General features: G+C 62.7%; 25 protein-coding genes, 1 other RNA gene and 1 pseudogene. 18 read left to right on the forward strand and 9 right to left on the reverse strand.

All coding sequences use genetic code 11. The annotated features are described in order from the left end of the window. Nucleotides 1–63 precede the first annotated feature (63 nt). Nucleotides 64–495, forward strand: a complete 432-nt coding sequence (locus EII26_RS07280; RefSeq protein WP_124888494.1) for a Dps family protein — start codon at nt 64–66, stop codon at nt 493–495. Nucleotides 496–910: 415 nt separating this feature from the next. Here EII26_RS07280 and EII26_RS07285 read toward each other — a convergent pair whose 3' ends face one another. Both EII26_RS07285 and EII26_RS07290 read right to left on the reverse strand, forming a co-directional pair. Then, on the reverse strand, nt 911–1,252 hold the full coding sequence (locus EII26_RS07285; RefSeq protein ID WP_124888495.1) for a ribonuclease toxin HepT-like protein: 342 nt from the start codon (nt 1,250–1,252) through the stop codon (nt 911–913). A 61-nt stretch (nt 1,253–1,313) separates the two neighbouring features. Continuing rightward, nucleotides 1,314–1,631, reverse strand: coding sequence for a nucleotidyltransferase family protein (locus EII26_RS07290; protein ID WP_124888496.1), 318 nt, complete (start codon nt 1,629–1,631; stop codon nt 1,314–1,316). Nucleotides 1,632–1,872: 241 nt separating this feature from the next. On the opposite strand from EII26_RS07290, the pseudogene tnpA reads away from it, so the two are divergent. The 11 genes and pseudogenes from tnpA (at nt 1,873) to EII26_RS07345 (ending at nt 12,300) form a co-directional block, all read left to right on the forward strand. Beyond that, a pseudogene (gene tnpA / locus EII26_RS07295) lies at nt 1,873–2,268 on the forward strand (IS200/IS605 family transposase). Then, the gene (locus tag EII26_RS07300; protein ID WP_124888497.1) at nt 2,265–3,404 is read left to right on the forward strand and encodes an RNA-guided endonuclease InsQ/TnpB family protein; all 1,140 of its coding nucleotides are present in this window, start codon (nt 2,265–2,267) and stop codon (nt 3,402–3,404) included. Before tnpA ends, EII26_RS07300 begins: the two are co-directional and overlap by 4 nt. 324 nt (nt 3,405–3,728) lie before the next feature. Further along, nucleotides 3,729–3,956 (forward strand): thioredoxin family protein, encoded by a 228-nt coding sequence (locus EII26_RS07305; protein WP_124888498.1) that lies wholly within the window; start codon nt 3,729–3,731, stop codon nt 3,954–3,956. After that, nucleotides 3,956–4,663, forward strand: a complete 708-nt coding sequence (locus tag EII26_RS07310; protein WP_124888499.1) for a cytochrome c biogenesis CcdA family protein — start codon at nt 3,956–3,958, stop codon at nt 4,661–4,663. The genes EII26_RS07305 and EII26_RS07310 overlap by 1 nt, the downstream gene beginning before the upstream one ends. A 235-nt stretch (nt 4,664–4,898) precedes the next feature. Then, entirely contained in the window at nt 4,899–6,761 is a 1,863-nt protein-coding gene (dxs, locus tag EII26_RS07315) for a 1-deoxy-D-xylulose-5-phosphate synthase (protein ID WP_124888500.1), read from the forward strand. 7 nt (nt 6,762–6,768) lie between these two features. Further along, entirely contained in the window at nt 6,769–7,623 is an 855-nt protein-coding gene (locus tag EII26_RS07320; protein ID WP_124888501.1) for a TlyA family RNA methyltransferase, read from the forward strand. Between the two features lie 8 nt (nt 7,624–7,631). Further along, nucleotides 7,632–8,378, forward strand: a complete 747-nt coding sequence (gene larB / locus EII26_RS07325) for a nickel pincer cofactor biosynthesis protein LarB (RefSeq protein ID WP_233572658.1) — start codon at nt 7,632–7,634, stop codon at nt 8,376–8,378. After that, a complete protein-coding gene (locus tag EII26_RS07330) occupies nt 8,375–9,577 on the forward strand; it encodes an HD domain-containing protein (RefSeq protein WP_124888502.1) in 1,203 nt (400 codons plus the stop codon). The genes larB and EII26_RS07330 overlap by 4 nt, the downstream gene beginning before the upstream one ends. Before the next feature lie 104 nt (nt 9,578–9,681). Next, nucleotides 9,682–10,401, forward strand: coding sequence for a hypothetical protein (locus EII26_RS07335; RefSeq protein ID WP_124888503.1), 720 nt, complete (start codon nt 9,682–9,684; stop codon nt 10,399–10,401). A 255-nt stretch (nt 10,402–10,656) separates the two neighbouring features. Then, a complete protein-coding gene (locus tag EII26_RS07340; RefSeq protein ID WP_124888504.1) occupies nt 10,657–11,913 on the forward strand; it encodes an aminotransferase-like domain-containing protein in 1,257 nt (418 codons plus the stop codon). A gap of 15 nt (nt 11,914–11,928) precedes the next feature. Next, nucleotides 11,929–12,300 carry a hypothetical protein gene (locus EII26_RS07345; RefSeq protein ID WP_124888505.1) on the forward strand — a complete coding sequence of 124 codons (372 nt, stop codon included), beginning with the start codon at nt 11,929–11,931 and terminating at the stop codon, nt 12,298–12,300. Nucleotides 12,301–12,368: 68 nt separating this feature from the next. Here EII26_RS07345 and EII26_RS07350 read toward each other — a convergent pair whose 3' ends face one another. From EII26_RS07350 to EII26_RS07365, 4 genes are all read right to left on the reverse strand, one after another. Further along, the gene (locus EII26_RS07350; RefSeq protein WP_124888506.1) at nt 12,369–13,406 is read right to left on the reverse strand and encodes a potassium channel family protein; all 1,038 of its coding nucleotides are present in this window, start codon (nt 13,404–13,406) and stop codon (nt 12,369–12,371) included. A gap of 132 nt (nt 13,407–13,538) precedes the next feature. After that, nucleotides 13,539–15,023: an S-layer homology domain-containing protein gene (locus EII26_RS07355; protein WP_124888507.1), complete on the reverse strand. Its 1,485-nt coding sequence runs from the start codon at nt 15,021–15,023 to the stop codon at nt 13,539–13,541. Between the two features lie 561 nt (nt 15,024–15,584). Continuing rightward, entirely contained in the window at nt 15,585–15,860 is a 276-nt protein-coding gene (locus EII26_RS07360; protein ID WP_233572659.1) for a type II toxin-antitoxin system YafQ family toxin, read from the reverse strand. Continuing rightward, entirely contained in the window at nt 15,857–16,129 is a 273-nt protein-coding gene (locus EII26_RS07365; protein ID WP_124888508.1) for a type II toxin-antitoxin system RelB/DinJ family antitoxin, read from the reverse strand. Before EII26_RS07365 ends, EII26_RS07360 begins: the two co-directional genes overlap by 4 nt. 343 nt (nt 16,130–16,472) lie before the next feature. Between EII26_RS07365 and ffs the strand changes: the two genes are divergently transcribed. The 6 genes from ffs to EII26_RS07395 all read left to right on the forward strand — a co-directional run bounded on the left by ffs (nt 16,473) and on the right by EII26_RS07395 (nt 22,688). Continuing rightward, nucleotides 16,473–16,572: signal recognition particle sRNA small type (gene ffs / locus EII26_RS07370), an RNA gene on the forward strand. Between the two features lie 187 nt (nt 16,573–16,759). Then, nucleotides 16,760–18,307 carry an AMP-binding protein gene (locus tag EII26_RS07375; RefSeq protein WP_124888509.1) on the forward strand — a complete coding sequence of 516 codons (1,548 nt, stop codon included), beginning with the start codon at nt 16,760–16,762 and terminating at the stop codon, nt 18,305–18,307. Continuing rightward, nucleotides 18,291–19,790, forward strand: a complete 1,500-nt coding sequence (locus tag EII26_RS07380; protein ID WP_124888510.1) for an AMP-binding protein — start codon at nt 18,291–18,293, stop codon at nt 19,788–19,790. The genes EII26_RS07375 and EII26_RS07380 overlap by 17 nt, the downstream gene beginning before the upstream one ends. Continuing rightward, nucleotides 19,790–20,575: an exodeoxyribonuclease III gene (gene xth / locus EII26_RS07385; RefSeq protein WP_124888511.1), complete on the forward strand. Its 786-nt coding sequence runs from the start codon at nt 19,790–19,792 to the stop codon at nt 20,573–20,575. The genes EII26_RS07380 and xth overlap by 1 nt, the downstream gene beginning before the upstream one ends. A 12-nt stretch (nt 20,576–20,587) precedes the next feature. Next, nucleotides 20,588–21,418 (forward strand): alpha/beta hydrolase family protein, encoded by an 831-nt coding sequence (locus EII26_RS07390; protein ID WP_124888512.1) that lies wholly within the window; start codon nt 20,588–20,590, stop codon nt 21,416–21,418. Nucleotides 21,419–21,485: 67 nt separating this feature from the next. After that, a complete protein-coding gene (locus tag EII26_RS07395) occupies nt 21,486–22,688 on the forward strand; it encodes a DUF819 family protein (protein ID WP_124888513.1) in 1,203 nt (400 codons plus the stop codon). A gap of 65 nt (nt 22,689–22,753) precedes the next feature. Here EII26_RS07395 and EII26_RS13545 read toward each other — a convergent pair whose 3' ends face one another. The 3 genes from EII26_RS13545 to EII26_RS13550 all read right to left on the reverse strand — a co-directional run bounded on the left by EII26_RS13545 (nt 22,754) and on the right by EII26_RS13550 (nt 23,784). Beyond that, on the reverse strand, nt 22,754–22,888 hold the full coding sequence (locus EII26_RS13545) for a hypothetical protein (RefSeq protein ID WP_255415946.1): 135 nt from the start codon (nt 22,886–22,888) through the stop codon (nt 22,754–22,756). 90 nt (nt 22,889–22,978) lie between these two features. Continuing rightward, on the reverse strand, nt 22,979–23,146 hold the full coding sequence (locus EII26_RS13125; RefSeq protein WP_158612199.1) for a hypothetical protein: 168 nt from the start codon (nt 23,144–23,146) through the stop codon (nt 22,979–22,981). A 506-nt stretch (nt 23,147–23,652) separates the two neighbouring features. Beyond that, complete coding sequence (locus EII26_RS13550; protein WP_255415947.1) at nt 23,653–23,784, reverse strand: hypothetical protein; 132 nt, start codon at nt 23,782–23,784, stop codon at nt 23,653–23,655. Nucleotides 23,785–24,012: the final 228 nt, after the last annotated feature.

Below are 24,012 nucleotides of genomic sequence, written 5' to 3' on the forward strand. Positions count from 1 at the left end.
CGGCCGGGCCGAAACATCGGGGCCCTGAATCAAAACGACTTAAATTATAAGGAGATGTTTGAAATGGAAAAAAAGATGAACATACTGCTCTCGGACCTCGTGTTCTTTTACCACAAGCTGCAAAGTTACCATTGGTACATCGCGGGGCGCACCTTTTTTCAGACCCACGCCAAGCTTGAGGAGTACTACGACCAGATCAGGGATCAGATCGACGAGGTTGCCGAGACCATGCTGATGGTCGGCTATCGCCCGGTCTCGACCATGGCCGGCTTTGCGGAGAATGCAAAAATCAAGGACGCTCCCGGCAACTACGAGAACGACGAGAAAGTGGTTTTCGCCTCCGTCTTGGCCGATTTCAAATACCTGCTGGACAGCGTCAAAGCCATCAAGTCGGAGGCCGACGACTCCAACGACTACCTCGTCTCCGCCAAGATGGACGAAGCCATCGAAAGCTACAGCAAGGCAATCTGGATGCTCTCGCAGGCTGCGATGTAAGCCAGCCGAAAAACCGCGGCCTTCGGGTGCAGAGAATTTTGAGGAAATCCCCTGCGCCCGGAGGCTGTGGCCCCGGGACTCCACGGACTCGCCAGGAGGGCGCGGCATCTTCGAAGGTGCCGCGCCCTTTGTGTTGCCACGCTGAACAGCCATCGGTTACGGTGCCCTGTTACCGCCAAGATGGTTGGGGGCGACAGGTTCGCCCTTATCTGTTTCCCACTCCGTACAAGCTTTGAAGCCCCGAAACACGGGCCTTCGCGCTGGAGAGGAGTTTCCGTACGGAAAACCTGGACAACCGGCAGGGCAGCCATGAAGGGCATACGCCGCTCCGGGGGCCGGAATCGGAAACGCAAGAAGTCGGTTCCCTAACGAGGACACGCAGTTCGGGGGCTCCAAAAACAACCTTCAGTCTACACTACAGCTGCTCGTTCAGCTCCGGGAACAGGGATTTGATGTGCGTTTCTACCTTCTCGTAGACCCTTATCGCCTCGGGGATGTTTTCCCGAAGCAGGGCCTCGTCCATCTCTATCCCATAGCCGTGGGTGAGACGGTGACGGAAGCGCCTCATGCCGTTCAGTGTAGGCTCGATATCCGGCGGAAGCAAGCCCTTCTCCTCTCCTGCATCGACGAGACGTTTGTGCCAGGATTCGTCCTTAGGGATCTTCTCCTTGTACACGCCCTCGATGAAAAGCCGCAGGATGTTCTCGACGCTCATGTAAAGATCGCCAAGAAGCATCCCCGCTCCGGCACGTACCATCAGGCTCCAGGGGGTGTCTCGAAGTGCCGCTTGGAGTTCAGAAATGGTTCGACGGCTTTTCTCAAACACGATGCAGAGCGATTTTCTGTGGTTCTCGGTCAGCATAGATCTCCGCCCCTTCGTCAAGGATAATCGGAACAAGAAAACCGTTGTCTTCCACGCGTATCACGTCAACGGGCTTCCCCCCAAGCTCATCAGCCCACAGAAGGCGATCCCAGAAGGCATGATAATCCTTCGAGGACAAACCCTCCACGGCAAGGTCAATGTCCTTGGCCTCGCCTTCCGGTCCTGTCAGGCAGGAGCCAAAAAGCCATACGCGAGCAGCACCGTATTCCTCGGCAACGGAACGGATGAAGGTTAGGCTTGTATCGCTCAGCATCGTGTTCACCTCCTGATGTCCTTCTCCGATGAATGCTATAATACCCTAAAATAAGGCGTTCAGGATCACGGGATAAACTACCGGGAGCCAAGCAAGCATAAATACTTCAACTATTACGACAGAGCGAGGGGAAAGCCCGTGACTTTATTCGCGGGATGAAAGTCGCAACGCCGCCAACGAGCGGCGTTCGCCTTTGTTTTTGATTTTTGTCAATTATCTACGCTCATGTTAAACTTCTTTTATGTCATCACAACGATGGACGCAATCTAAAACGTGTGTTTTTAATATTGGCTACCACCTCATCTGGTGTCCTAAATACAGGCGCAGGGTGTTGGTAGGTGACGTGGAAAGCAGACTGAAGGGGCTTCTGTATGAGAAGGCCGAAGAAATCGGCGTATCTATTGAAAGATTGGAGATCATGCCGGATCATGTTCATCTTTTCATCAAAACAAAACCTGTAAACGCACCACACTATGTAGTTCAGCAGTTTAAGGGCTACACTTCGCGTTTTTTGCGTTCAGAATTTCCCCATCTCTTGAAGATGCCTTCCCTTTGGACGCGTTCGTACTATTAATCCGTAGGTCATATCTCTGAAAAAACAGTGCTTAAATACATTGAGGAGCAAAAGAATAAGTGAGAACCTACGTTTTTAAGCTCTATCAGTCAAAGAAGCACAGACGGCTGCACCGAACGATCGACGTTGCCGGGTGCATCTGGAATCACCTCATTGCCCTGCACCGCAGGTATTATCACCGTTATCAGAAGAGCTTAAACATCACGCGCATCCAACTTCACATCACAAAACTCAAGAAAACGAAGCGCTTTGCGTTCTGGAGCACATTGGGCTCTCAGGCTATTCAGGATATTGCCCAGAGGATTGACCGAGCCTACAGATCATTTTTTCGTAACCTGAAACACGGACTTAAGACTGCGCCGCCGAACTTCAGGGCTGTAAAAAAGTATCGCTCCTTCACGTTGAAACAAGCGGGATGGAAACTGCTCCCGAAGAACCGCGTTGTCATCATGGGCAAGGAGTACAAATACTTCAAATCCCGAGAGGTTGCAGGGAAAGTTAAGACTGTCACGGTGAAACGCGACTCTGTCGGCGACCTGTGGCTCTTTTTTGTCGTAGAGGAAGGGGAAGTCCCAATAGAGGTCAGATCGGGTGAAATCGTCGGCCTCGACTTCGGGCTCAAGACCTTCCTCACAACGTCGAAAGGGGAATATATCCAAAGCCATTTGTTCTTCAAGCGCAACGCGAAGCTCCTGAAGGACCTGTCCCGAAAGCTCAGCAGGAAAAAGCCTGGGAGCAACAATCGCAGTAAGGCTCGCCTTGCATTGGCTCGTGCACATCGCAGAACGGCAAACCAGCGCAGGGACTTTCACTTCAAGACGGCGCTGGCACTGGCGCGAGAATATGTCCCTGTCGTCGTCGAAGACTTAAACTTGAAGGCAATGCAGCGACTTTGGGGGCGGAAAATATCCGATCTCGGACATGCCGCCTTTCTGAATATCCTGAGCTGGGAATGCTTTAAGAACGGTTCCCGACTTCTGAAGATCGACAGATTCTATCCATCAAGCAAAACCTGCTCAAAATGCGGATATGCGCTTGCGGAGCTGCCTTTGTCCATGCGAAGCTGGCAATGTCCGATATGCAGTGCTGTCCATGATCGCGACATAAACGCCGCGAAAAATATCCAGAGAGTGGGGGCATCCACTCTTAAGAGAGAAGACGTAAGACCGGCTTCGGCCGGCTGTCTTTGTCGATCTTAGAATCCCACGAATTTATTCGTGGGAGTATGTCAATTTGCGATTTGGCCACGGACACTCGTTGTCGCCTCCTTCATATTTCGTATGCAAAAATCCGTAAGAGCTCTCACTTGCCAAAGCCTTAGGAGTCCTGTAGCATTGCCTCGTCGCGCTATTTCGGAGTTGCGATTCTTGTTATCGGTTATGGAAAGGATGTGTTCTGAAATGAAGATGGTTTTGTTGTCCGTCGCCCTTCTGGCCGTCATGCTTGCGCCGGCGCACGCCGAGTCCAAGAAGCTGCCGACCCTGAGGTCCCTGTCGACCCCCACCTGACCCGCCTGTGTGCAGATGTCCAAGGTCTTGGACGAGATCAACGAAAAGTACGCGGGCAAGCTGGTGGCCGAGAAGGTGGATGTCAATCAGCATCCCGAAGTGGCCCGGGAGCACAACGTGCGCTACGTCCCCACCCTTCTCTTCATCGACGCCGAGGGTAAGGTCCTCAGGCAGGAGGTCGGCTACCGCAGCCTGGATCAGGTGCTGAGCATCTTCAAAGAGGCGGGTGTCACCATCGAATAATGCTTGACGCCATCTTCTCCGCGATGTACTCGAGCGGCCCCCTCCAGTGGGCGGGCGCCTTCCTGTGGGGGGTGGCGAGCGTCATCCTGAGCCCCTGCGGCATCGCCGCCATCCCTCTGGTCGTCGGCTACATCGAGAACACGGACAACCCCAGCCGCTGGGAGGCCTTCAAGATCTCGTGCGCCTTCTGCAGCGGAATCGTGCTGAATCTGATGCTGGTGGGATTCGTCACCTCGAGCTTCGGCCTTCTTCTGGGCGGCAACGAGCGTTTTCTGACCCTCTTCGTTGCCGTCGTCTTCATCCTGATGGGGCTCCACCTGACGGGACTGGTGCACTTCAAGTTCTTCTCGTTCGGGGGAGGCGGCTCCACCGAGCGCCGCGGACTGTGGGGCGCCCTGATCCTGGGCGTCGTCTCGGGGCTCGCCATCGGGCCGTGCAGCATCGCCTACATCACCCCGGTACTGTCGCTGGCCGCGGCTCAGGCCTCGCGGGGCCTCGCCTTCTCCTTCGGCCTGATCGCCGCCTACGCGCTGGGTTACAGCGCGGTGCTCGTGGCGGCCGGAACCTTCGCCCAGCTCGCGTCCGGATGGCTCCAGAGCGAACGGGGGCAGACCACCCTGCGCGTCCTGAACTTCGTCTGCGGCGTGGTGCTGATCGGGGTAGGGATCTACCTGGGACACAGCGTACTTTACGTCTACTTCGCCTGATTCTCGCCATAAAAGCGAAAAGCGAAAGAAGAGGCGTCCCTTCACTTCTCGAAGGCGCGCCTCTTCTTCACGTCCCATGGAGACGCGTCCGCGTTCCGGCCTCCGCAAGGCCCCGTTGAGTAGAATTCGTGAATCTCGACAGATTTCTTTGTTTTTGACCGGCTTCCTATATAATGGGCACATGTCGCCGTTCCCTTCACGGCGGCAAAAACCGATTTTGGAGACGGGCACAGACATGACTTTTCTGGATGCGAACTTTCGGCACGCGGATCTTTTGAAAATGGAGCCGGGGGACCTTCCGGCCCTGGCCGGGGAGGTTCGCGAACGCGTCATAAGGACCGTGAGGGAAAACGGCGGGCACCTGGGGTCCTCCCTCGGGGCCGTGGAGCTGACCATCGCGCTGCTGCGCCGTTTCGACCCCGTCCGCGACCGTATCGTCTTCGACGTGGGACACCAGGTCTACCCCTACAAGCTCCTCACCGACCGGGCGGGCCGTTTCGATTCGCTCCGGCTGAAGGACGGGATCTGCGGTTTTCCCCGACGCTCGGAGAGCCCCTGCGACCACTTCAACACGGGGCACAGCAGCACGTCCATATCCGCGGCGCTGGGCTACGCCAAGGCGCGCGACCTGCTGGGCCAGGACCACCACGTCGTGGCCTTCACCGGGGACGCCGCGCTGATCAACGGTCTGGCCTTCGAGGCGCTGAACCACATCAAGGAGACCCGGACGCGCCTCATCATCGTGCTGAACGACAACAAACACTCCATCAGTCCCCGCGTAGGCGGGTTCGCCACCATGCTGGCGCGCCTCTCGGCCAGCACCTCCTACAACAAGGTCAAATCGGCCATCAAGGAATGCTGCCGTGCCCTGCCCGCCGGCGGCGCCCTTCAGCGGAGCCTCGAGGGCATCCACGCCCAGATCAAGGCGCTGGTGAAGCCCAGCAACATATTCGACGACCTGGACATCAACTACTGGGGGCCCTTCGACGGCCACGACATACCGGCCTGCGAGATGATCTTCGAGCTGGCCAAGGGCTACGACCGCCCCGTCCTTCTGCATTTCAACACGGTCAAGGGCAAGGGCATGCCCGAGGCCGAGGAGAACCCCACGAAGTACCACCAGATGCCGCCGCGCGCCGAGGCCGAACAGCCCAAGGCAAGGACCTGGAGCGAGGCCGCCTCCGCCGTGACGGAGCAGCTGGCTGGGGCCGACCCCCGCATCGTCTGCCTCACCGCCGCGATGGCGACGGGGGTGAAGCTGGAGTCCTTCCGAACCCAGTTCCCCGAGCGATTCTTCGACGTCGGGATCGCCGAGAGCCACATGCTGACCCTGGCGGCAGGCATGGCCGCAGGCGGGATGAGGCCCTGGGTCTTCATCTACTCCACCTTCCTTCAGCGTGCCATGGACCAGCTGACCCACGACATCGCCCTCCAGAACCTTCCGGTGGTGCTGATGGTCGACCGTGCCGGCCTGGTCGGCTCGGACGGCGACACGCATCAGGGGCTGCTGGACGTCTCCTGGTCCCGCGCCATCCCGAACCTGGAGGTCTACGCCCCCGCCGACGAGGCCTCGCTGCGCCAGATGATGAGCCATGCCGCGGGGCGGAACGGCCCGACCCTCATCCGCTACCCGCGGGGGGGGCTGCCCATCCGGAACGACCTCTGCGCCGGACACGAATCGCTGGGGACGGTCCAGATCCGCAACGGTACGGAGTGGGCCCTGTTGGGCCACGGCGTCACCGTCCACATCCTGCTGGAGGTCCGGGAACGGGCCGCGGCCGCGGGGCTTCCCGCCCCCGCGGTGGTCGACATCCGTCGGCTCAAGCCCCTGGATACGGAGGCGATGGACGAGATTCTGGGGCGCTTCCCCCTGATCGCCGTCGCCGAGGAGGCCTACCTCCATGGAGGAGTCGGCGAGGCCGTCGCCGCAAGGATCGCCGAGACCGGAACCCCCACGATGCTGCGTCGTTTCGGGGTGCCCGACGTCTGCGTCCCGCACGCGACCATCCCCGAACAGCGGGAGCTCTACGGCCTGACCGCCGAGAACATCCTGGCGGCCTGCAGGCCCCGGCTCTCCGTTCAGGCCCACACGGCCTGACACGAGAATGCGAGCGAAGGAGCGCCTGGACAGGCTGCTCGTCGACCGCGGGCTCGTGGAGACGCGGACGAGGGCTCAGGCCCTGATCATGGCGGGCAAGGTGCGCGTCGACGGAGGGACCGTAACCAAGGCCGGGACCCTCCTGTCCCCCGACTGCCGCCTGGAGGTCGCGGATGTGCCGCGCTGGGCAAGCCGGGGCGCCCACAAGCTCCTGAAGGCCTTCGAGGTCTTTCCGCTGAAGGCGGAGGGGCGTGTCTGCGTCGACATCGGCGCCTCGACCGGGGGGTTCACGGACGTGCTGCTGGACCGGGGGGCACGCAGGGTTTATGCCGTAGACGTCGGCTACGGCCAGCTGCACTGGAGGCTGGCCTCGGATCCGCGAGTCGTCGTCAGGGACCGCACCAACGCACGAAACCTGGCTCCCGACGACTTCGGCGACCCGATCGACCTCGTCGTCTGCGACGCCTCGTTCATCTCGCTCACCCTCATCCTGCCGGCGGCCGACGCCATCCTGTCCGATGACGGCTCCGCCCTGTTTCTCGTCAAACCTCAGTTCGAGGCGGGACGCGAGCGGTTGGGGCGGGGCGGCGTGGTTCGGGACCCCGCGGTGCACGCCGCCATCCTGAGGGAGACGACGGACTTCGTCGCCCGGAACACGCGCCTTTGCCCCTCCGGCCTGACGTGGTCGCCGATCCTCGGGCCCGAGGGGAACATGGAGTTCCTCTGCTGGCTCACCCGAGGCGCGGAGGCTCCCCCCATCGACATCGAAACGCTCGTCGAGGAGGCGCACTCGGCCCTCCACCCCCGCTCCGATCGGACGGAACGGGCACATTCCCCCTCCGGGGGCAGACTCGAAAAGTAGGGATTCACGTGGATGAAGGTCAGAACACGAAAAAAACACATCTCGACGGCACCGATCCATTCAGGGGCGTCGGGGCCCGTCCTTTCAGCAGGCTCGGAAGCGAGGTGAAGCTGGACACCGACCGCCTGGCGCGCACCGGGTTCTCCGAGATCGTCTATTGTCCCGGCAAAAGCGACGACCAGCTGCGGGCCATCGCCCGGGCGTTCGGGGACGGCACGGAGAACGTGCTGTTCTCGCGCATCTCTCCCGAGCAGCACGCGGTGGTCGCCGCCGAGCTTCCGGACGTGGTCCACCATGCGACGGCGCGCCTCTCCGGGCTCCGGCGCAGGGAGTCGGAGCACTACGAGGGCGTCGCCGTCGTCTCCGCGGGCAGCAGCGACGTGCCCGTGGCCGAGGAGGCCGCCCTGACCGCCGAGTACATGGGCTGTGCCCCGACGCGTCTTTACGACGTCGGGGTCGCGGGCCTGCATCGGCTGCTGGCCCACCTGGACGAGCTGCGCCGGGCGCGGGCGATCGTGGCCGTCGCGGGCATGGAGGGCGCGCTGCCGACCGTCGTCGCAGGACTGGTGAGCTGCCCGGTGGTCGCCGTCCCCACCAGCACGGGCTACGGGGTCAACCTGGGCGGAATCGCCCCCCTGCTGACCATGCTCAACTCCTGCGCCATGGGGGTGAGCGTCGTGAACATCGACAACGGACTGAGCGCCGGCTATCTGGCCGCCCGCATCGTCCGCCAGATTCACGAGGCCCGGACATGATCACGCGCCCCCTGCTGGAGCAGATCTTCGAGGCGGCGAGCATCGCCCGGTGGAACGACCACCCGCACCCGGCCGTCTTTACCGAGCTGGGCAAACAGGCCCACAAGATGGTGGCCGCCTGGGTTCTGGGCAAGGCCCAGGAGGACGCCGGGAGCGCCGTCGACTGGAACGCTCTGATCGAGGGCGGAATCTTCGAGTTTCTCTACCGCGTCGTCGTCACGGACATCCGGCCTCCGGTCTTTCACAAGCTGATGCAGGACCGCGCCACCCGGGAGCAGATGGGCGAATGGGTCTACAACAGACTGGAGCCCGACCTCACGGCCTTTTCCCCCGAGATGGCCCGCCGTTTCCGCGCCTATCACCGTTCGGACGCCGTGGGGCCGGAGCGGAGCATCCTGCGTGCGGCCCACTGCATCGCCACCCAATGGGAGTTCGATTTCATCCTCCACTGGAGCGCCAACATGTACGGCATCGACCGGACGCGGCGCGAGATCCAGGAGCAGGTCTCCCGCATCGACCTGCCGGTCGCCCGGGAGATGCTGACGGATCCGGCAAAGTCGAGGCTCTGGGGCTTCGTCTCCCTGGTGGGGCAGCTGACCTTCCAGCGGCGCTGGGCCCAGACCTCGCGCACGCCCCAAACCTCCGTCCTGGGACACCTTCTCTTCGTCGCGCTCGTCGCCTGGATGATCTCGCACGAGATCGAGGCCTGCCCCAGGAGAATCTACAACAATTTCTTCGGGGGGCTCTTCCACGACCTTCCGGAGGTGCTGACGCGGGACATCATCTCTCCCGTCAAGGCCTCCGTCGAGGGGCTCGACGACATGATCCACCGCTACGAAAAGGAGGCGATGGAGGAGCGCATCTTTCCCCTCCTTCCCGAACACTGGCACAGGGAACTGCGCTGGTATACGGAGGAGGAGTTCGCCAACAAGACCTGGCAGGAGGGGCAGATCGATCCCATCCAGCGCCACGAGGGGGACATTCCTCCGGAGCTGAACCGGGACCGCTACAACCCCATGGACGGCCGTCTCATCGAGGTCTGCGACAAGCTGGCCGCCTACATCGAGGCCTCCGTATCCATCAGCACGGGCATCCGCTCGCCCGCTCTCGAGGACGGCAAGCGGCGGCTTTACGAACGTTTCCGCCGCGCCCGCGTCGACGGCCTCCCTCTGGGGTATCTGTTCGAGTACTTCCGATAAGGGGAGCGGAGGAGGGGAAAAACCACCCTTGCTCTTACGCTCCGATTTTTTATACTGTTTCCGTGCTTTTTTAAAAATCTGACCCGCGAAAGGATGTCCTGCAATTGAAGAAGACGACTTTGCCCTTTCTTGCGCTGTTCCTCGCCGCCGCTCTCGCGCTTTGCGGTCCCCAACCTGCCGAGAGCCTCACGCCCGACGACCTGAACGGTTACCTCGAGGCCGCCAGCTCCCTAAAGCTGAGCGACGACAACCTCAAGCTGGCGAACGAGGCTGCGGCTCAGGACGCACGCTTCATGGGACTGTTCCGGGCCAAGCTTCGCATCGCCCGGCTGCTTCAGACGGCCGATTCCTCCGGGCCCGAGGGGGAGAGTTACGCCCTTCGCACTCAGGTGGGCCCCCTCGTCGCTTTTCTGTGTCGGGACGGATTTCCCACGCCGGACAAGCTCGTCGAAAACGCCGTCGAGCGGATCGTGAAGCCCCTCGAGCTTCAGCCCGTCCTCAAGGAATTGCCGCGCTACTACGAGGCCGTGGTCGGCACGGCGGACTGGCAGAAGAAGTTTCAGAAAATACTTCACCGAGGGGGCTATCCCTCCCTGGATGGGGGGACGATCTTCCATCTCGCAGGTTTTCCGGAGATCGGGGACAAGCCCTATTATACGGCCGCTATGGATGCCGAGCTCCAGGACGGTTCGCTGTTCCTTTACGAAGGGGATGCGTCCGTCGAGGGCTGGCTCTACTCCTTCTGGATGCGCCGTTGGGACGACGGGACCATGGACGCCGCCAAACTGGCCATCGACTGGCTGAACAAGGCTTTGGGACAGTAGCGGCATTCCCGACGGCGAACGAATCGGCTCCCAGGGGACGAGGCTGGCCGCCTCGTCCCCTGGGAGCCGATTCGTCCCTTTGTCCCGAGCGCAGCAAAACTCTCTGGCCGAAACAGTCCATGGATGTTATGATAGGGAAACTTTATTCCGATTCCGAGGCCGTCCGCATACTCGGCCGACCTTGCCTCGCCCCTTGCGATAGCAGCAAACGGAAAAGGAACGAAGATACTTTTGTCTTGTTGGAGGGCATCGGCTATGGAGGAACACGGGTTCGACTTTCGGCGGCAACTCAGCATCATGGCCAGGGAGAGGCTGACGTTCTCTCCGATCAGCGAGATCTCCACTCTGGTTCAGGCTCATGCCGCGTTGTCGTTCGGCGCGGGCGAACCCTCGGACGGCACCATTCCCAAGACCTCCTTCCAGGCTGCGGCCGAGAGGGCGTTCGCGGACCCCGGGATCTGGGGCTATCACCACGACGAGCTTGGGGACCTGGACCTGAGAACCTGGCTCCTCGAACGCATGAAGCTGGACGACATGGCCCCGGACTGGGTGCAGGCGGAGGACATCCTCATCACGCACGGAGCCGGAGGAGCCATCAGCCTCGCCGTAGAGGCCCTGGTGGACGAGGGCTCGGTCGTGCTGGTGGAGGGGCCGACCTACAGCGACAGCCTCCTTGCCCTCCGCCGGCAGGGGGCGGTCTGCATCCCGGTCCCCTCGGATGCGGACGGAATCCTCCCCGAGGAGCTGGAACGGATACCCGCCCTGCGGGAGGCCCGCTTTCTCTACACGATCCCAAATTTTCAGAACCCCAGCGGCTGCACGACCACCCTGGCGCGCAGGCGGCACATCCTGGAGATCCTTCGGCGACACGACGTCGCCATTCTGGAGGACGATCCCTACCACTACCTGGGCTATGACGGCCCGGCCCCGACAAGCTACCTGAAGCTGGCGGGCAACGACCGGCGCGTCATCCACTGCAACTCGTTCTCCAAGATCGTCGCGCCGGGCATCCGCATCGGATGGGCCGTCGTCCCCCCCGCCCTGAAGGAGGCCTTCCTGGCACTGGCCGTCTGCGACGGCCTGGGGCCGGCTCTTCTGCTCCAAAGGGCGCTCCTGTACCTGATGCGGTCCCTGGACTTCGAAAAATACGTGGAGGGCCTTCGAAGCGAGTATCGCTCCCGACGCGACAGGATGCTGGACTTGATCGAACGGCGTCTGGCCCCTCTCGGTCTCCGGACGAACCGTCCGGGCGGGGGCTTCTTCATCTGGGCCCAGGCGCCCGAGGAAATGAAGGATTTTCACTCGGAAGCCTTCGCACGCTATGCGGTGAGACGCGAAAAGATCGGCGTGGTCCCGGGGAACGCCTTTTTCCCTGAAGGGGCCTCCATGGGGGATCGGGCCTTCCGGCTCTCCTACGCCAAGCTCCCCCCGGAACACATGAAGGAGGGTGTGGAAAGGCTGGCAAGGGCCTGGACTTCGTTTGCCGGACAGCGAGGCAAAAGCGACCGATAAGGAGGAGACGAAGAGATGGAAAACGGCAAAACGGCGGGGTACACGACCGGACAGATCCTCAAGTTCGTGATCCCCTCCCTCATCGGGGCACTGGCCTTCATCATGCCCATCCCGGACAAGGGTACGTTCAACACGGCCCTCGGGCTTCTGATCGACTGGGGGAAGGGAGACCTGAAGGCCTACTTGCCGACCGCGGCGATGACGGCGGTCGTCCTGAGCGCCGCGGCAAGCCTTTTTGCCGTCCTCGCCAGGCCCCGATCCATCATGGAGAACACGTTCCTGAGGGAGCTCCTCTGCGTCTCGCCCTTCTGGCTGGCGTCGCGCGTTCTGGGCGCCGTCCTGACCGTCTTCCTGCTCCCGCCCTTCGCCTGGTATTCCTGCATGTAGCGTAGGATTGTACGGGAACGGCGGCAACTCCGAAACATACGGAGCTGCCGCCGTTCCCGTACAATCCTCTAGGTGGGCAAGTCCGAGGTGGAGAATGTCGGCTCCGCTCCGCCTCGGTTCATCTCCCGAAAGGCCTCCATCCTCTCCTTGGGGCAAAGCATCAGAAGCTCGTCCCCCTCCTCGAGCACCTCGTCGGCCGGAGGATTGTAGACGGACACCCCGTTGTGGTGCAGAATGGCGACCACCATGGCCTCGAAACGGCTCCTCAGCTCCGAGTCCCGGAGCCTGACCCCCCTCAGAGGGCTGTTCTCCCCTATCACCGCCGTGTCGAAACTCAGGCGGAAATGGCCGTGCACGTCCACAAGGTCGAAGAAGTCCGAAACGTTGGGCTTCAGCGAGGCCCAGGCCAGGGCCGAGGCTCCCGTCTGCACGGGGTTGATGACGCGGTCGGCCCCAGCCCGGTAGAGCGTGGTGGTGGACTGCTCGCTGCTGGACCGGGCAACGATGCGCATCGTTCGGTTATGGGCGCGGGCGGTAAGGACGGTGTAGACGTTGTCCGCATCGTTGCTCATACAGACGATCATCCCGCAGGCGCGCATCAGGCCGGCCTGAAGCAGAATCTCCTCCTCCGTCGCATCCCCCAGGATCATCGTCCAGCGATGTGCCCGAGCGGCCGCATCCGCCTCGGGGTCGCTATCGATCCCGACAAAGGCGACGCCGCCCTCGCTGAAGTGTTCGGCAACCTTCCGCCCGACCTGCCCCACCCCGCAGATGATCCAATGGTCGTTCAGCCTGTCCAGCATGTGGTCCCTCCTGCGCCCAAGGGCCTCCAGAACGCTTCCCATAAAGAAATACTCCGCCAGCTTCGCCAGGGAGATCCCCACGACGCCGATCCCCGCAAACATCAAAAGCGACATGAAGAGCTTTCCGCCCTCATTCAAGCCCGGCGGCTCGCCGTACCCCACCGTGGTCAGGGTGGTCAGCGTATAGAAAAGGCTGTCCACCAACGAATAGCCCAGCAAAAAATGCAGCGCGGCGAAACCGGCCAGGAGGACGCACACCAAAACCCCCAGCCAAAAAAGGGTGTCCTTAGCCTTTCCGGTCAAGTTCGTCCCTCCTCGCCCTCGGCGACGGCAGTGCGGTTCACCTTTTGTTTGCGTTCGATTATATCAGGAAAAAAGACAAAAAAAGAGGAGGGGCCGAAGCCCCTCCCGATGGTGCATTGAGTGCGTTGGGAACTAGAAGGACACCTGCGTGCGGAAACGAATCACATCGTCGTCGTCGGCATTGTCCCAGTCGACCTTGACGTAGTTCAGGCCGAACTTGACGTTGGGGTTGTAGGTGTACTGAACGCCCAAGCCGTACTCCTTGAAGTCCTCAAGCGCAAGATCGAAGTCGTAGTTGTAGTAGAAGAGGTGGGTGGCCCACTTGTCGTTCCAGACCTGGCCCGCACCGACGCGCCAGTACTTCAGGTCATCCATAAGGATGTTGCCCAAATCGACCTGCGAGAAAACAACTTCTTCCGTCCCCGTGGGAACGACGAAGCCCCTATCGATCTGGCCGTACTCCAGCCACAGGCTGGTGAACTTCAGCAGATCCTGCTTCACGTCGACAACGGCCTTCCAAGCGTTGGTGCTGTCCAGATCGGCATCGACCCAATTTCCGCCGACCAGAACGTCCACGTTGGCCTGCTGGTGGTAGAAAAGTCCCTTCAGGGCGATGTTGTCGTTGAAGTTGAAGCGAAGCCCCGCAAAGGCCGTCCACATGTTGTCAAAGCTCAAACCCACCGCAGGATCCTCGGCGTTGTCTCCAAGGAAGGCCTGAACGCCAAGGTCGAAGCCCAGCTGCTCCGTGAACTGGAGCTTGCCCATCAGGAAGAGCTCCCAAGCACCCCAAGCGCCGATGGCATCAACAGTACCGTCCCTGTTCAAGTCCATATCGAAGAGGTTCGGATGAGCCACATAGGCGTAAACGCCACCCATGCCGAAAGACTTCTCCCAGCCCAGACCATCCGTCCTGCGGTCGGTCAGATAGGAGTCCAGCCCGTAGAAACCGCCCGTGGCGCTGAAGTCCGTCGCGCCGCCAAGGTAGTACTCGTCCTCCAGATCCCACACGAAGCGGCCCGCGGTCAGCTTGGAATCCCAGAAGAAGGGGATCTCGGCATAGAAGCGCGTCCACCCGGCATCCAGACCGTCCAGACGCCCAACGAACTTCATGCTCTCGTCCTCGCCGAACCAACGCTCGAAGATCAAACGGGAACGCGTGACCCTGGAGCTGCCGTCGGAAACAGGAGCGTCGTTGTCCTCATTCCTGATGTCCAGACGAAGCGAACCGCTCAGCTTCCAGCCGCCAAGGCGATCCTCGATGACGGAAACCCTCTTGTCGAGGTTGTCCACCTTCACGCCCAGGGCATCCAGCTCGTCCTTGAACTCCAGGACCAGCTTCTTCAGCATCTCGACGTCCTGCTTGCTGGCCTTCGTCATGTCGACGACCGCAAGGGCGCGGGCCAGAGCGGAGGCCATCTCGTAGCGGGTGGTGGGCTGCTTGCCCTTGTAGGTGCCGTCGGGATAGCCGGAAAGAACGCCGTGAGCGGCCAGCTGACCGATCGCGTCATAGGCCCAGTGGTTCATGGGAACGTCCATGAACGGGTTCGTGGCCGCGAAAACGGGAGCGGCAAAAGCGAAAAGAACCGCAACTGCAACAAGTGCTGCAAACTTTTTCATTACTGTGTTACCCCCTTATTGGTTTGTCAATATGCGTCGAAAACTCGACCTCGATACTGCGCTTCCGAATCCTTCGTTCGTCCTGGAAGGCCTTCAGGGGGGCACACGAAAAAGTGACCTTGTTTCCTTTTTCCGTCCCCCATCGGGACTGCATACTCCCTCGGGATCTTCCGCGCCTTCCTCAAATCCGCCTCGTCCTTGATGGCAACAGGGGGTATCCGCACCTCGCTTTCCTGCCTCGGGAATCCCCGGCGAACCTTGGAACCCTACTTAGGCGATATTGCGCAATACGCGCAATCATCGTGACAAATGTTACAGGATGAGCCGGAAAAACAAAATAGGTCTTAGGACTCATTACTTATAGGTCTAGTCATGTTTCATCGCATCGTCATCGCACGGCGGCCCTTTCGGTCCAGCACGGGCGGTCTGGTTGCGGGCATGATTGCAGGGCATTCGGCCGGAGCCCCCAGGTACGGGGCGACAGCATCACACCGAACGCTCAGCTCCCTCCAGCCTGGACTGGTACAAGAACAAACAGATGGGGCGCGGGGGGTACGCGTTTCAGCCGAAGAGTTCGGCATGACTGCCAAGGCGATAGAGGGTCAAGGTTTCCTCGTCCCGCTCGTAGACAAGCAGCCAGTCCGGAGCGACGTGACACTCCAGGCAGCCCGCCCACTCCCCGACCAAGGAGTGCTCTCTATGAGAATCCGGCAGGGGGTCGTCCCGGGACAGAAGGTCGATAACGGACTGAAGGAGCTCCATATCGCAGGCCCCGGAACGGGAAGAACGCTTGTAGTCCTTCCTGAAGGCCCTCGTCGTCAGGATGGATCGGGTCACTCCCCATCCTCCCCGTCAAGCGCGGCGAACATCGAGGCCGCGTTGTCGAAACGACGCACCCCAAGCCCGGCACGGCCATCCCGAATGGCCGTGGCCGTCTCCTCGTTGGGGACGTTCAGCTCGACCGGGAGTGCTCCGGTCTCGGCAACCGTCGAGAAGAACGCACGGATGACCGCACTGGCCGACACGCCGCGGCGGGCAAATACGGCGTCCGCCTTGTGTTTGACGTCCGAATCGATACGTGCCCGAATTACGGAATCCGTCTTCATGGCAACCCCTCCCTTGAATAATGTAGCTACATTTTATCGCGAGCAGGGGGTATCGACAAGGACGATGCGTTACAACAGCAAGAGTGCCCTTTATGGCAGGATAAGGGATGGTGCAGCGGCATCGGAATCAGATCAACGAGACGGCGACCCCGGCGGCGTTCGTCCTACCCCGGCCAGAGATATGGCCGGGTCGGGAACACCGGCATGGCTTCCGAGCGCGCCACGGGGGGCATCGCGGCGTGGTATCCGGTGTTTAAGGCGGTAAGGAGAAAGGCCCGGCCGTTTGAAAAAAGCCCGCCGCTCCTGTATACTGATCGCGCAGTATCACGTCCCCCGACGCGGGGGCTCAGTCCTGTGCGGCGAAGACCCACGAACCCTGTCAGGCCCGGAAGGGAGCAGCAGTAAGGGGTGTTCTTCGGGTGCCACGGGGTCGCTGGGTTCCCGCGGCGGGGGACTTGTTTGCCCTTCCGCGATTTTTTCGCCGCCGATCCCCCTGCTGTCCTCCCCCATCCCTTCCATCGTATTATATAATTTGTTCGTCCATCAAAAAATAAATGCCGCCATCCCCCTCCGTTTTGCCTTTACGGTGCGGCTGCAGCATCTCGATTCGTTCCGGAAAGGAGACGCCCCATGTCCGAAAGACTGAACGCCATCATCGAGAACCATATCCGAAAGGAGCCCGGTGCCCGGTGTCTCTGGTGGAAAGGAGCGTGGCGCTCCCGATCGGATTTCGGAGGCCTGGCCGACGCCTGCACGGATACCCTGCGTTCCGCCGGGTTCCGCAAGGGGCAGAGGCTGGCGCTTCTGATGCCCAACTCCCCCATGGTCCCGGCCCTGGCGCTGGCGGCTTGGCGGCTCGGCGGGATCCTCTGCCCGCTGAACGAGAAATCGGGGAGGACCTCCCTGATCCGGACTCTGTCCCTGCTCGACCCCTTTGCCGTCGTCGTCTCCGAGGAGGTCCGCAGGGACGGCGCCGGACTGCTGGAGGAGCTCGGCCGTCCGATCGTGGTCTGTTCACCCGAAGGTCCTCCGCCCGCTTTTTCCGCTGCTCCCACCCGAGCGGACTCCGAGGACCTGGCCGTCATCTTCTCCACCTCCGGCACGACCGGAATGCCCAAGGCCGTGCCCATCACCCACGGAAACCTCATCGACAACTGCAGGGCCTGCATGACGGGACTGGACGGACTCGGTCCGGACAGCGTCCTGCTCAACGTGCTCCCGAACTTTCACGCCTTCGGCTTCACGGTCGGGACGATCCTGCCCTTCTTCATCGACGGCGCTCAGGCGATCGTCCCCGGCTTCATGCCCCCCCAGAACACCCTGCGCGCCATTCGGGAGGCCCCGGCCGACGTCCTGCTGCTCGTCCCGACGATGCTGGGCTTTCTGACCGCCTTGCTCGAACGGTCGGGGCAGAGGCTGCACGGGGTCAGGCTCCTGGTGACGGGCGGGGACCGCTACAACGAGCACATGGACCCCAGGGTGCGGGAGGCCTTCGGCGTCGGGGTTCTGGAGGGCTACGGCATCACGGAGTGCTCGCCGGTCATGGCCGTCAACCGCAACGAGACGGTCCGCAGGCTCGGCACGGTCGGGACCCCGCTGAGGGGCTTCGAAATTCAGCTCCGGACCGAATCCGGAACTCTGGCGGAGGGCGACGAGGGAATCCTGTGGGTGCGCGGTCCGAGCGTCACATCCGGGTACTACCGCGCCCCGGAGCTGAATCGGGAGCGGTTCGACGACGGCTGGTTCAACACGGGCGACTACGTGCGCATCGAGGACGGCAACATCCGCATCCTCGACCGGATGACGGACATCGTGATCGTCGGCGGATTCAACGTCTATCCCCAGGAGGTCGAGGCAATTCTGTCCGCGCACCCCGCGGTTCAGACCGCCGTGGTGGTGGGGACGCCCAACGACATCAGCGGAGAGGTTCCCAAGGCCTTCGTCCTCAGGAAGCCCGAAGCCGAGGTCTCGGAGCCGGAGCTCGTCCGTTACTGTAAGGAGCGGCTCGCCCACTACAAGGTGCCCCGCAAGGTGGAGTTCGTCGAAAGCCTGCCCCTCTCCAGCACCGGCAAGGTCCTGCGCCGGGTGCTGAGGGAAAGGGAGCGCACCGGGGAAAAACATGAGGGCGAGCGGCGCAAAATTTCTGTCCAGGAGGCAACGCATGACTCAAAGGCTTGAAGCGATCATCGATGAAACCGTCCTTGCCCACAAGGACGATCCCTGCTACTGGTGGGAGGGAGCGTGGTACAGCGGCGCGGACTTCCTGCGCCTGGCGGACGCCTGCGAGAGGGCGCTGTCCGACGCCGGATTCACGGAGGGGCAGCGGCTCGTCGTGATGATGAAGAACTGCCCGATCATCCCGGCCCTGTCGCTGGCCGTCTGGCGCCTCGGCGGGGCGTTCTGCCCGCTGAACGTCGCGGCAGGGATGCTGTCGCTGCAAGGGACGCTCGACCTGATCGAGCCCTTCGCGGTGGTCCTCTCCGACTCCGTCAAGGCGGAGGTGGGACAGTTTCTTCAGGAGAAGGGGATTGCCTGCGCGGTCTGCCCGCCGGAGGGGCCGCTGCCGTCCTTCAAGGGCGTCCCCGGAAAGCCGGAGTCCCGGGACCTGGCCGTGATCTTCGCCACTTCCGGGACGACGGGGCTGCCCAAGGCCGTGCCTCTGACCCACACCAATCTCGTGGACAACTGTCGGCAGACCTGGGAGGCCGTGGAGGGGCTGGAGCCCGGCGACGTCTTCCTGAACGTCCTGCCGAACTTCCACTCCTTCGGCTACACCGTTTCGACGGTCCTGCCCCTGACCATGCGGGCCCGTATGGCCATCGTCCCCGCCTTCCTGCCCCCGCAGCCCGCGATGAAGGCGATTCTGGAGGCCCCCGTCAACATCCTGTTCGCCGTCCCGGCCATCTTCTCCTACCTCCTCGGCGCGGTGGAGCGCGGCGCCTTCCCCGGGGAGGCCCTGGGCCGGACAAAGCTGATGATCTCGGGAGGCGACCGCCTGAGCCCCAACCTGCACGAGCACGCCCTGCGCCTCGTCGGCAAGGACGTCATGGAGGGGTACGGCCTGACCGAGACCTCGCCCGTCGTCGCGGTCAACCGGAGCTACGAGACGCATCGCGCCGGTACCGTCGGGCCCTTCATCGGCGGGTACGAGTGGCACCTGCGCACCCGCGAGGGGCAGAGGACCGATGAGGACGAGGGCGTGCTCTGGGTGCGCGGCCCCTCGGTGACGAAGGGGTATTTCCGCGCCCCCGAGCTCACGGCGGAGCGGTTCGACGGCGACTGGTTCAACACGGGCGACTACGTGCGCATCGAGGACGGCTACATCCGGATCCTCGACCGCGTGACGGACATCATCATCGTCGGGGGGTTCAACGTCTATCCCCAGGAGGTCGAGAAGGTGCTGACGGAGCACCCGGACGTCCAGACCGCGATCGTCGTCGGCATGCCGCACCCTGTCAGCGGAGAGATCGCCAAGGCCTTCGTCCAGCGCAGGGAGGGCTCGGCGGTGACGGACCGCGAGCTGGTGAAGTTCGCCAAGGAGCGTCTGGCCCACTTCAAGGTGCCCCGGAGCGTGGAGTTCGTGGACTCGTTCCCCCTTTCCGGTACGGGCAAGATCCTGCGCCGCGTCCTGCGACAGCAGGCCGGAGAGAGGGCCCTGTGATGAAGCGGAGGCTCCGGCTGGCGACCTTCAACGTAAACTCCGTCCGAAGCCGCCTGCCCGTTCTGGAACGCTGGCTGCCCGAGGGGGGGGTCGACCTCCTGTTCCTCCAGGAGACCAAGGCCGTGGACGCCGACTTCCCCGTCGCGGCCTTCGAGGCCCTGGGGTATGGGGTCCGCTTTTGCGGCGAGAAGTCCTATAACGGCGTCGCCGTGGCGGCCCGGGACGGCGACGCCCTGAAAAACGTCTCGTTCGGCTTCGGGGATGGAGAGGAGCCCGGCTTCCCCACCCGCGTCGTCCTGACCCGGTTCGGGGACCTGACGGTCCTGAACACCTACGTTCCGCAGGGCAAAGCGCTCGACCATCCCGACTACGAGGTGAAGAAACGCTTTCTGGAGCGGGTCCGCACCATCGTGGAGCGCGAGGCGGAGCGGCCCTTCGCCTGGGTCGGCGACCTCAACGTGGCTCCGACGGAGATCGACGTCACCAACCCCGCCAACAAGAAGGACCACGTCTGCTTCCATACGGACATCCGGGAAAGGTTCGCGGACACGGCGGAGGGGCTGACCGATGTCCTGCGCACCTTCCGCCCCGAGGCCGGGGAGTACACCTTCTTCGACTATCGGGTGAAGAATGCCCTGGAGCGCAACATCGGCTGGCGGATCGACCACATCCTCGCCTCCCCGTCCCTGGCGGAGAGGGCGCTCGACTGCTTCGTGGAGCGCGCGCCGCGCGGCTGGGAGAGGCCGTCGGACCACACGCCCCTCGTCGCCGATTTCGAACTCTGACGCCCTGCGGCCTTGAGAGCTCGGGAGCCGGGGCGGGACCTCCCCGTCCGGGACCGTGAAAATCCGCCGGGAATCGCGGGCTTCTCCTGTCCCTCGGAGGATGGAGTCCTGTTCGGCAGCGTCTATTACGCCGAGGGCGCGGCCAACCCCACGATCCTCCTGTGCCACGGTTTTCCCGGCCTGGACAAGAACTGCGACCTGGCCCACGAGCTTCGCCGTGCGGGGTTCAACGTCGTCGTCTTCTCCTATCGGGGGGCGTGGGGCAGCCGGGGCGCCTTCACCTTCGCCGGGACGGTACGGGACGTCGCCAACATGACGCGCCACATCCTGCGCCGCAAGCTGCCCCTGCCGGAACGGTTCGACGGAGCCACCGTCGTCCCGATCGGATTCAGCATGGGGGCCTTCTCGGCTCTGCGGGCCGCGGCCGCCCTGCCGGAGCTGCGCGACGTGGGGCTCATCGGGGTCTGGAACATCGGGCTGGACGTGGAGAAGAGCCGAGCCGACGCCGCGCTCAAGGAACGGCTCGACAGGCTGCTGGCCGGTGCGGGGTGCCTGGAGGGAACGACCCGGGCCGCGCTTTGGAACGAACTCCTCTGGAGGCCGGAGGAGTTCGATCTGCGTCACGACGCGCTGTCCTGCGGGGGCAAGCGCATCCTGTTGCTGGGGGCCGCGGAGGACGAAGCCGTCCCCGTGGAGACGCACCAGCGGCCCCTGGCGGACCTTCTGAGGAGGGCGGGGGCGGAGGTCTGCGAGCGCATCGTCCCGGGGGACCATGCCTTCTCCGCACAGCGTTGGGAGATGACCAGGGGCGTGCTGGGGTGGCTGGAGGGCCTTGGCTACTGAGGGAATCTCGTTGCACTACCCCGGCGCTGCCGCGCCGGGGACATCCGTTGGAAGGGGTTGTTGGGTTATGGAGACCTGGATCAAGGCGGACGACATCTGGTCGCTCTGGGCCATCATCGTCGGTTGGGCGGCGGTGAGCATCTATCTGGAGCAGCGGTATCGGTGGGCCGCGAAGGTCAGCGGGGCGATCATCGCGCTTCTGGGTGCGCTGGTCCTGGCGAACCTGGGGGTGATCCCCACGGACAGCCCCGTGTACGACACCATCTGGGGCTACGTGGTCCTGCTGGCGGTGCCGATCATGCTCTTCAAGGCCAACCTGCGGAAGATCTGGCTGGAGAGCGGGAGGACCTTCCTCGCCTTCCACATCGCCGCAATCGGAACGGTCGTCGGCAGCATCCTGGGGCTGCTCTTCTTCGGGCGCTGGATGCCGGAGGCCCTGCAGGTCGCCGCCATGATCACGGGCAGCTACATCGGCGGCACGGTCAACTTCGTCGCCATGTCCACCCAGTTCCAGGCGTCGCAGAACGTCATCAACGCCTCCATCGTGGCGGACAACCTGAACATGGCGCTCTACTTCTTCGTGCTCCTGGCGATCCCCAGCCTTCTGTTCTTCCGCAGGCACTACGAGCACCCCTACGAGAAGGCCGCCAACGAGGGGCTGAGGGAGGGGGAAAACCGCGCCGCAAGTTACTGGGGCCGCAAGGAGATCGCCCTGCTGGACATCGCCAAGGTCGTGGCCGCGGGGTTCATCCTGGTGGCGGTCTCCGTCAAGCTGGCGGGCTGGATGGGCGCGCACCCGTCCCTGCCGGCCGCCCTGCGGGGCATCCTCGGCAGCAAATACTTCGTCGTCACGACGCTGACCGTGGTGGCCGTCACGCTGTGCCCCAGGTTCTTCGAGGAGGCGAGGGGCTCTCAGGAGATCGGAACCTTCCTGATCTACATCTTCCTGGTGGTGATCGGCACGCCGGCCTCGGTGCGGGCCATCTTCCTCCAGAGCCCGATCATCCTGCTCTTCTGCGCGTTCGTGGTGCTCGTGAACATGGTCGTTACGCTGCTGGTCGGCAAGCTCTTCGGATTCAACCTGGAGGAGCTGCTGGTCTCCTCCAACGCCACGATCGGCGGCCCGACGACCGCCGCGGCCATGGCGATCAGCAAGGGATGGGACGACCTGGTGCTTCCCGCCATGCTGGTGGGGGTCTGGGGGTACGTCATCGGAAACTGGATCGCCATCACCCTGGGACAGGCCGTATTTCCCGCTCTCCTGGGCTGAGGGAACGGACTTGCAAAGCGATCGGGGCGCCGGTTCGGCGCCCCGATCGCTTTGCAAGTTTGCGCTCAATCGTCCAAAGCGTTTCTGACGAGCAGGTAGGGAATCCCTCGGTAATCCCTGCGGTCGACCAGGGGCACGCCCCCCTCGAACCGCATGTCCGAACGGATGTAGAGGGTGATGCCGTCGTGTTCGGCCCTCACGTACTCGCCCTTTGTCCTGGCATAGGACAGCTTGGAGTTCTCGGAAAAATCCGGTGCGCCACTCTCGACGAGAATGGATTCGCCCTCCCCTCAGCAGTCCCGATAGGCCCCCCAATACAGATACCCGACAGATCCCCGCTCCTTCAGCAGGGCGGCCGCCTCCGGCGTCATCCGAAACGCGGTTTCCCCCGCTCCCCAGGCACAGCCCGCCATGGAAAGGAGGCCGGACAGGACAACGATCCCCAATTTCTTCACCACAACGTCACTTCCCTTCTCATCGCCCCGATCCCCCGGACAAGACGATCCGAAAACGCCCCTGTTCCAGGGGATTGTCGCCCCGTCCCGGAAGGACATTTTAACGCAAAAGCGTCCTTCTATCTTTTTGCCCGGCGCCGATGTTCCGAAAGCTCACAGAACACGCCCCGGTAAGGCCCGCTTCCGCGCTCTCATTATACCGGACGCCCCGTCGGGACGGGGGGGGGGCAACGCATGCCGACCGGCACCAACCCTCAAGCCAACAGATCAAATCTTTAACATGGGTCAAGCACAGGCTTCATGCAATTACCCCCGCACCCGCCAGGCGCAAAGATAAAGTTTCCAGCAGTTTGCGGTCCCCCCGCCGGGGCACGGGTGCGAATCGAGACGGGAGAAGGCCAGCGGCGAAGCCAATGGCAGCAGTCGGGATCACGCGAGCTGCACCCTTCAGGCGGTGCTGAATCGCGCCGTTGTGGACTTCCGCCAATACGGCTCGTGGATGTGGGTGTTCAGGTGGCGAAGAGGACGTGCAAGGACATGACGTTCGCTCTGCCGAGGGGGCGCAAGGCCGTGAGGCGGGGATCCGAATGCGCCGTCACCGCCGCGGTATCCACCGCCGTGAAGGCGATCGGTCCTTCCATGCCTGCTCCCGGAAGCGATATTCTCCGGTTCCGGAGGGGAATGCAACGCGGGCTGGGGGTTCTCCCCGGCGCTCTTGCTCCTTATGCTCCTCGCCGCCCGCCGGCGCAGAGCGCGCGGGTAACGCCCGCAAATCAGAACCACCGGCTGAGCCGGTGGTTTGCACCGGCCCTGTAAGGGCCCCATACCGGCAGCCCTGACGGGCCCTGAAGTTACGCCGCCCGCAACTC

Source organism: Fretibacterium sp. OH1220_COT-178, from assembly GCF_003860125.1.
Lineage (GTDB): Bacteria > Synergistota > Synergistia > Synergistales > Aminobacteriaceae > CAJPSE01.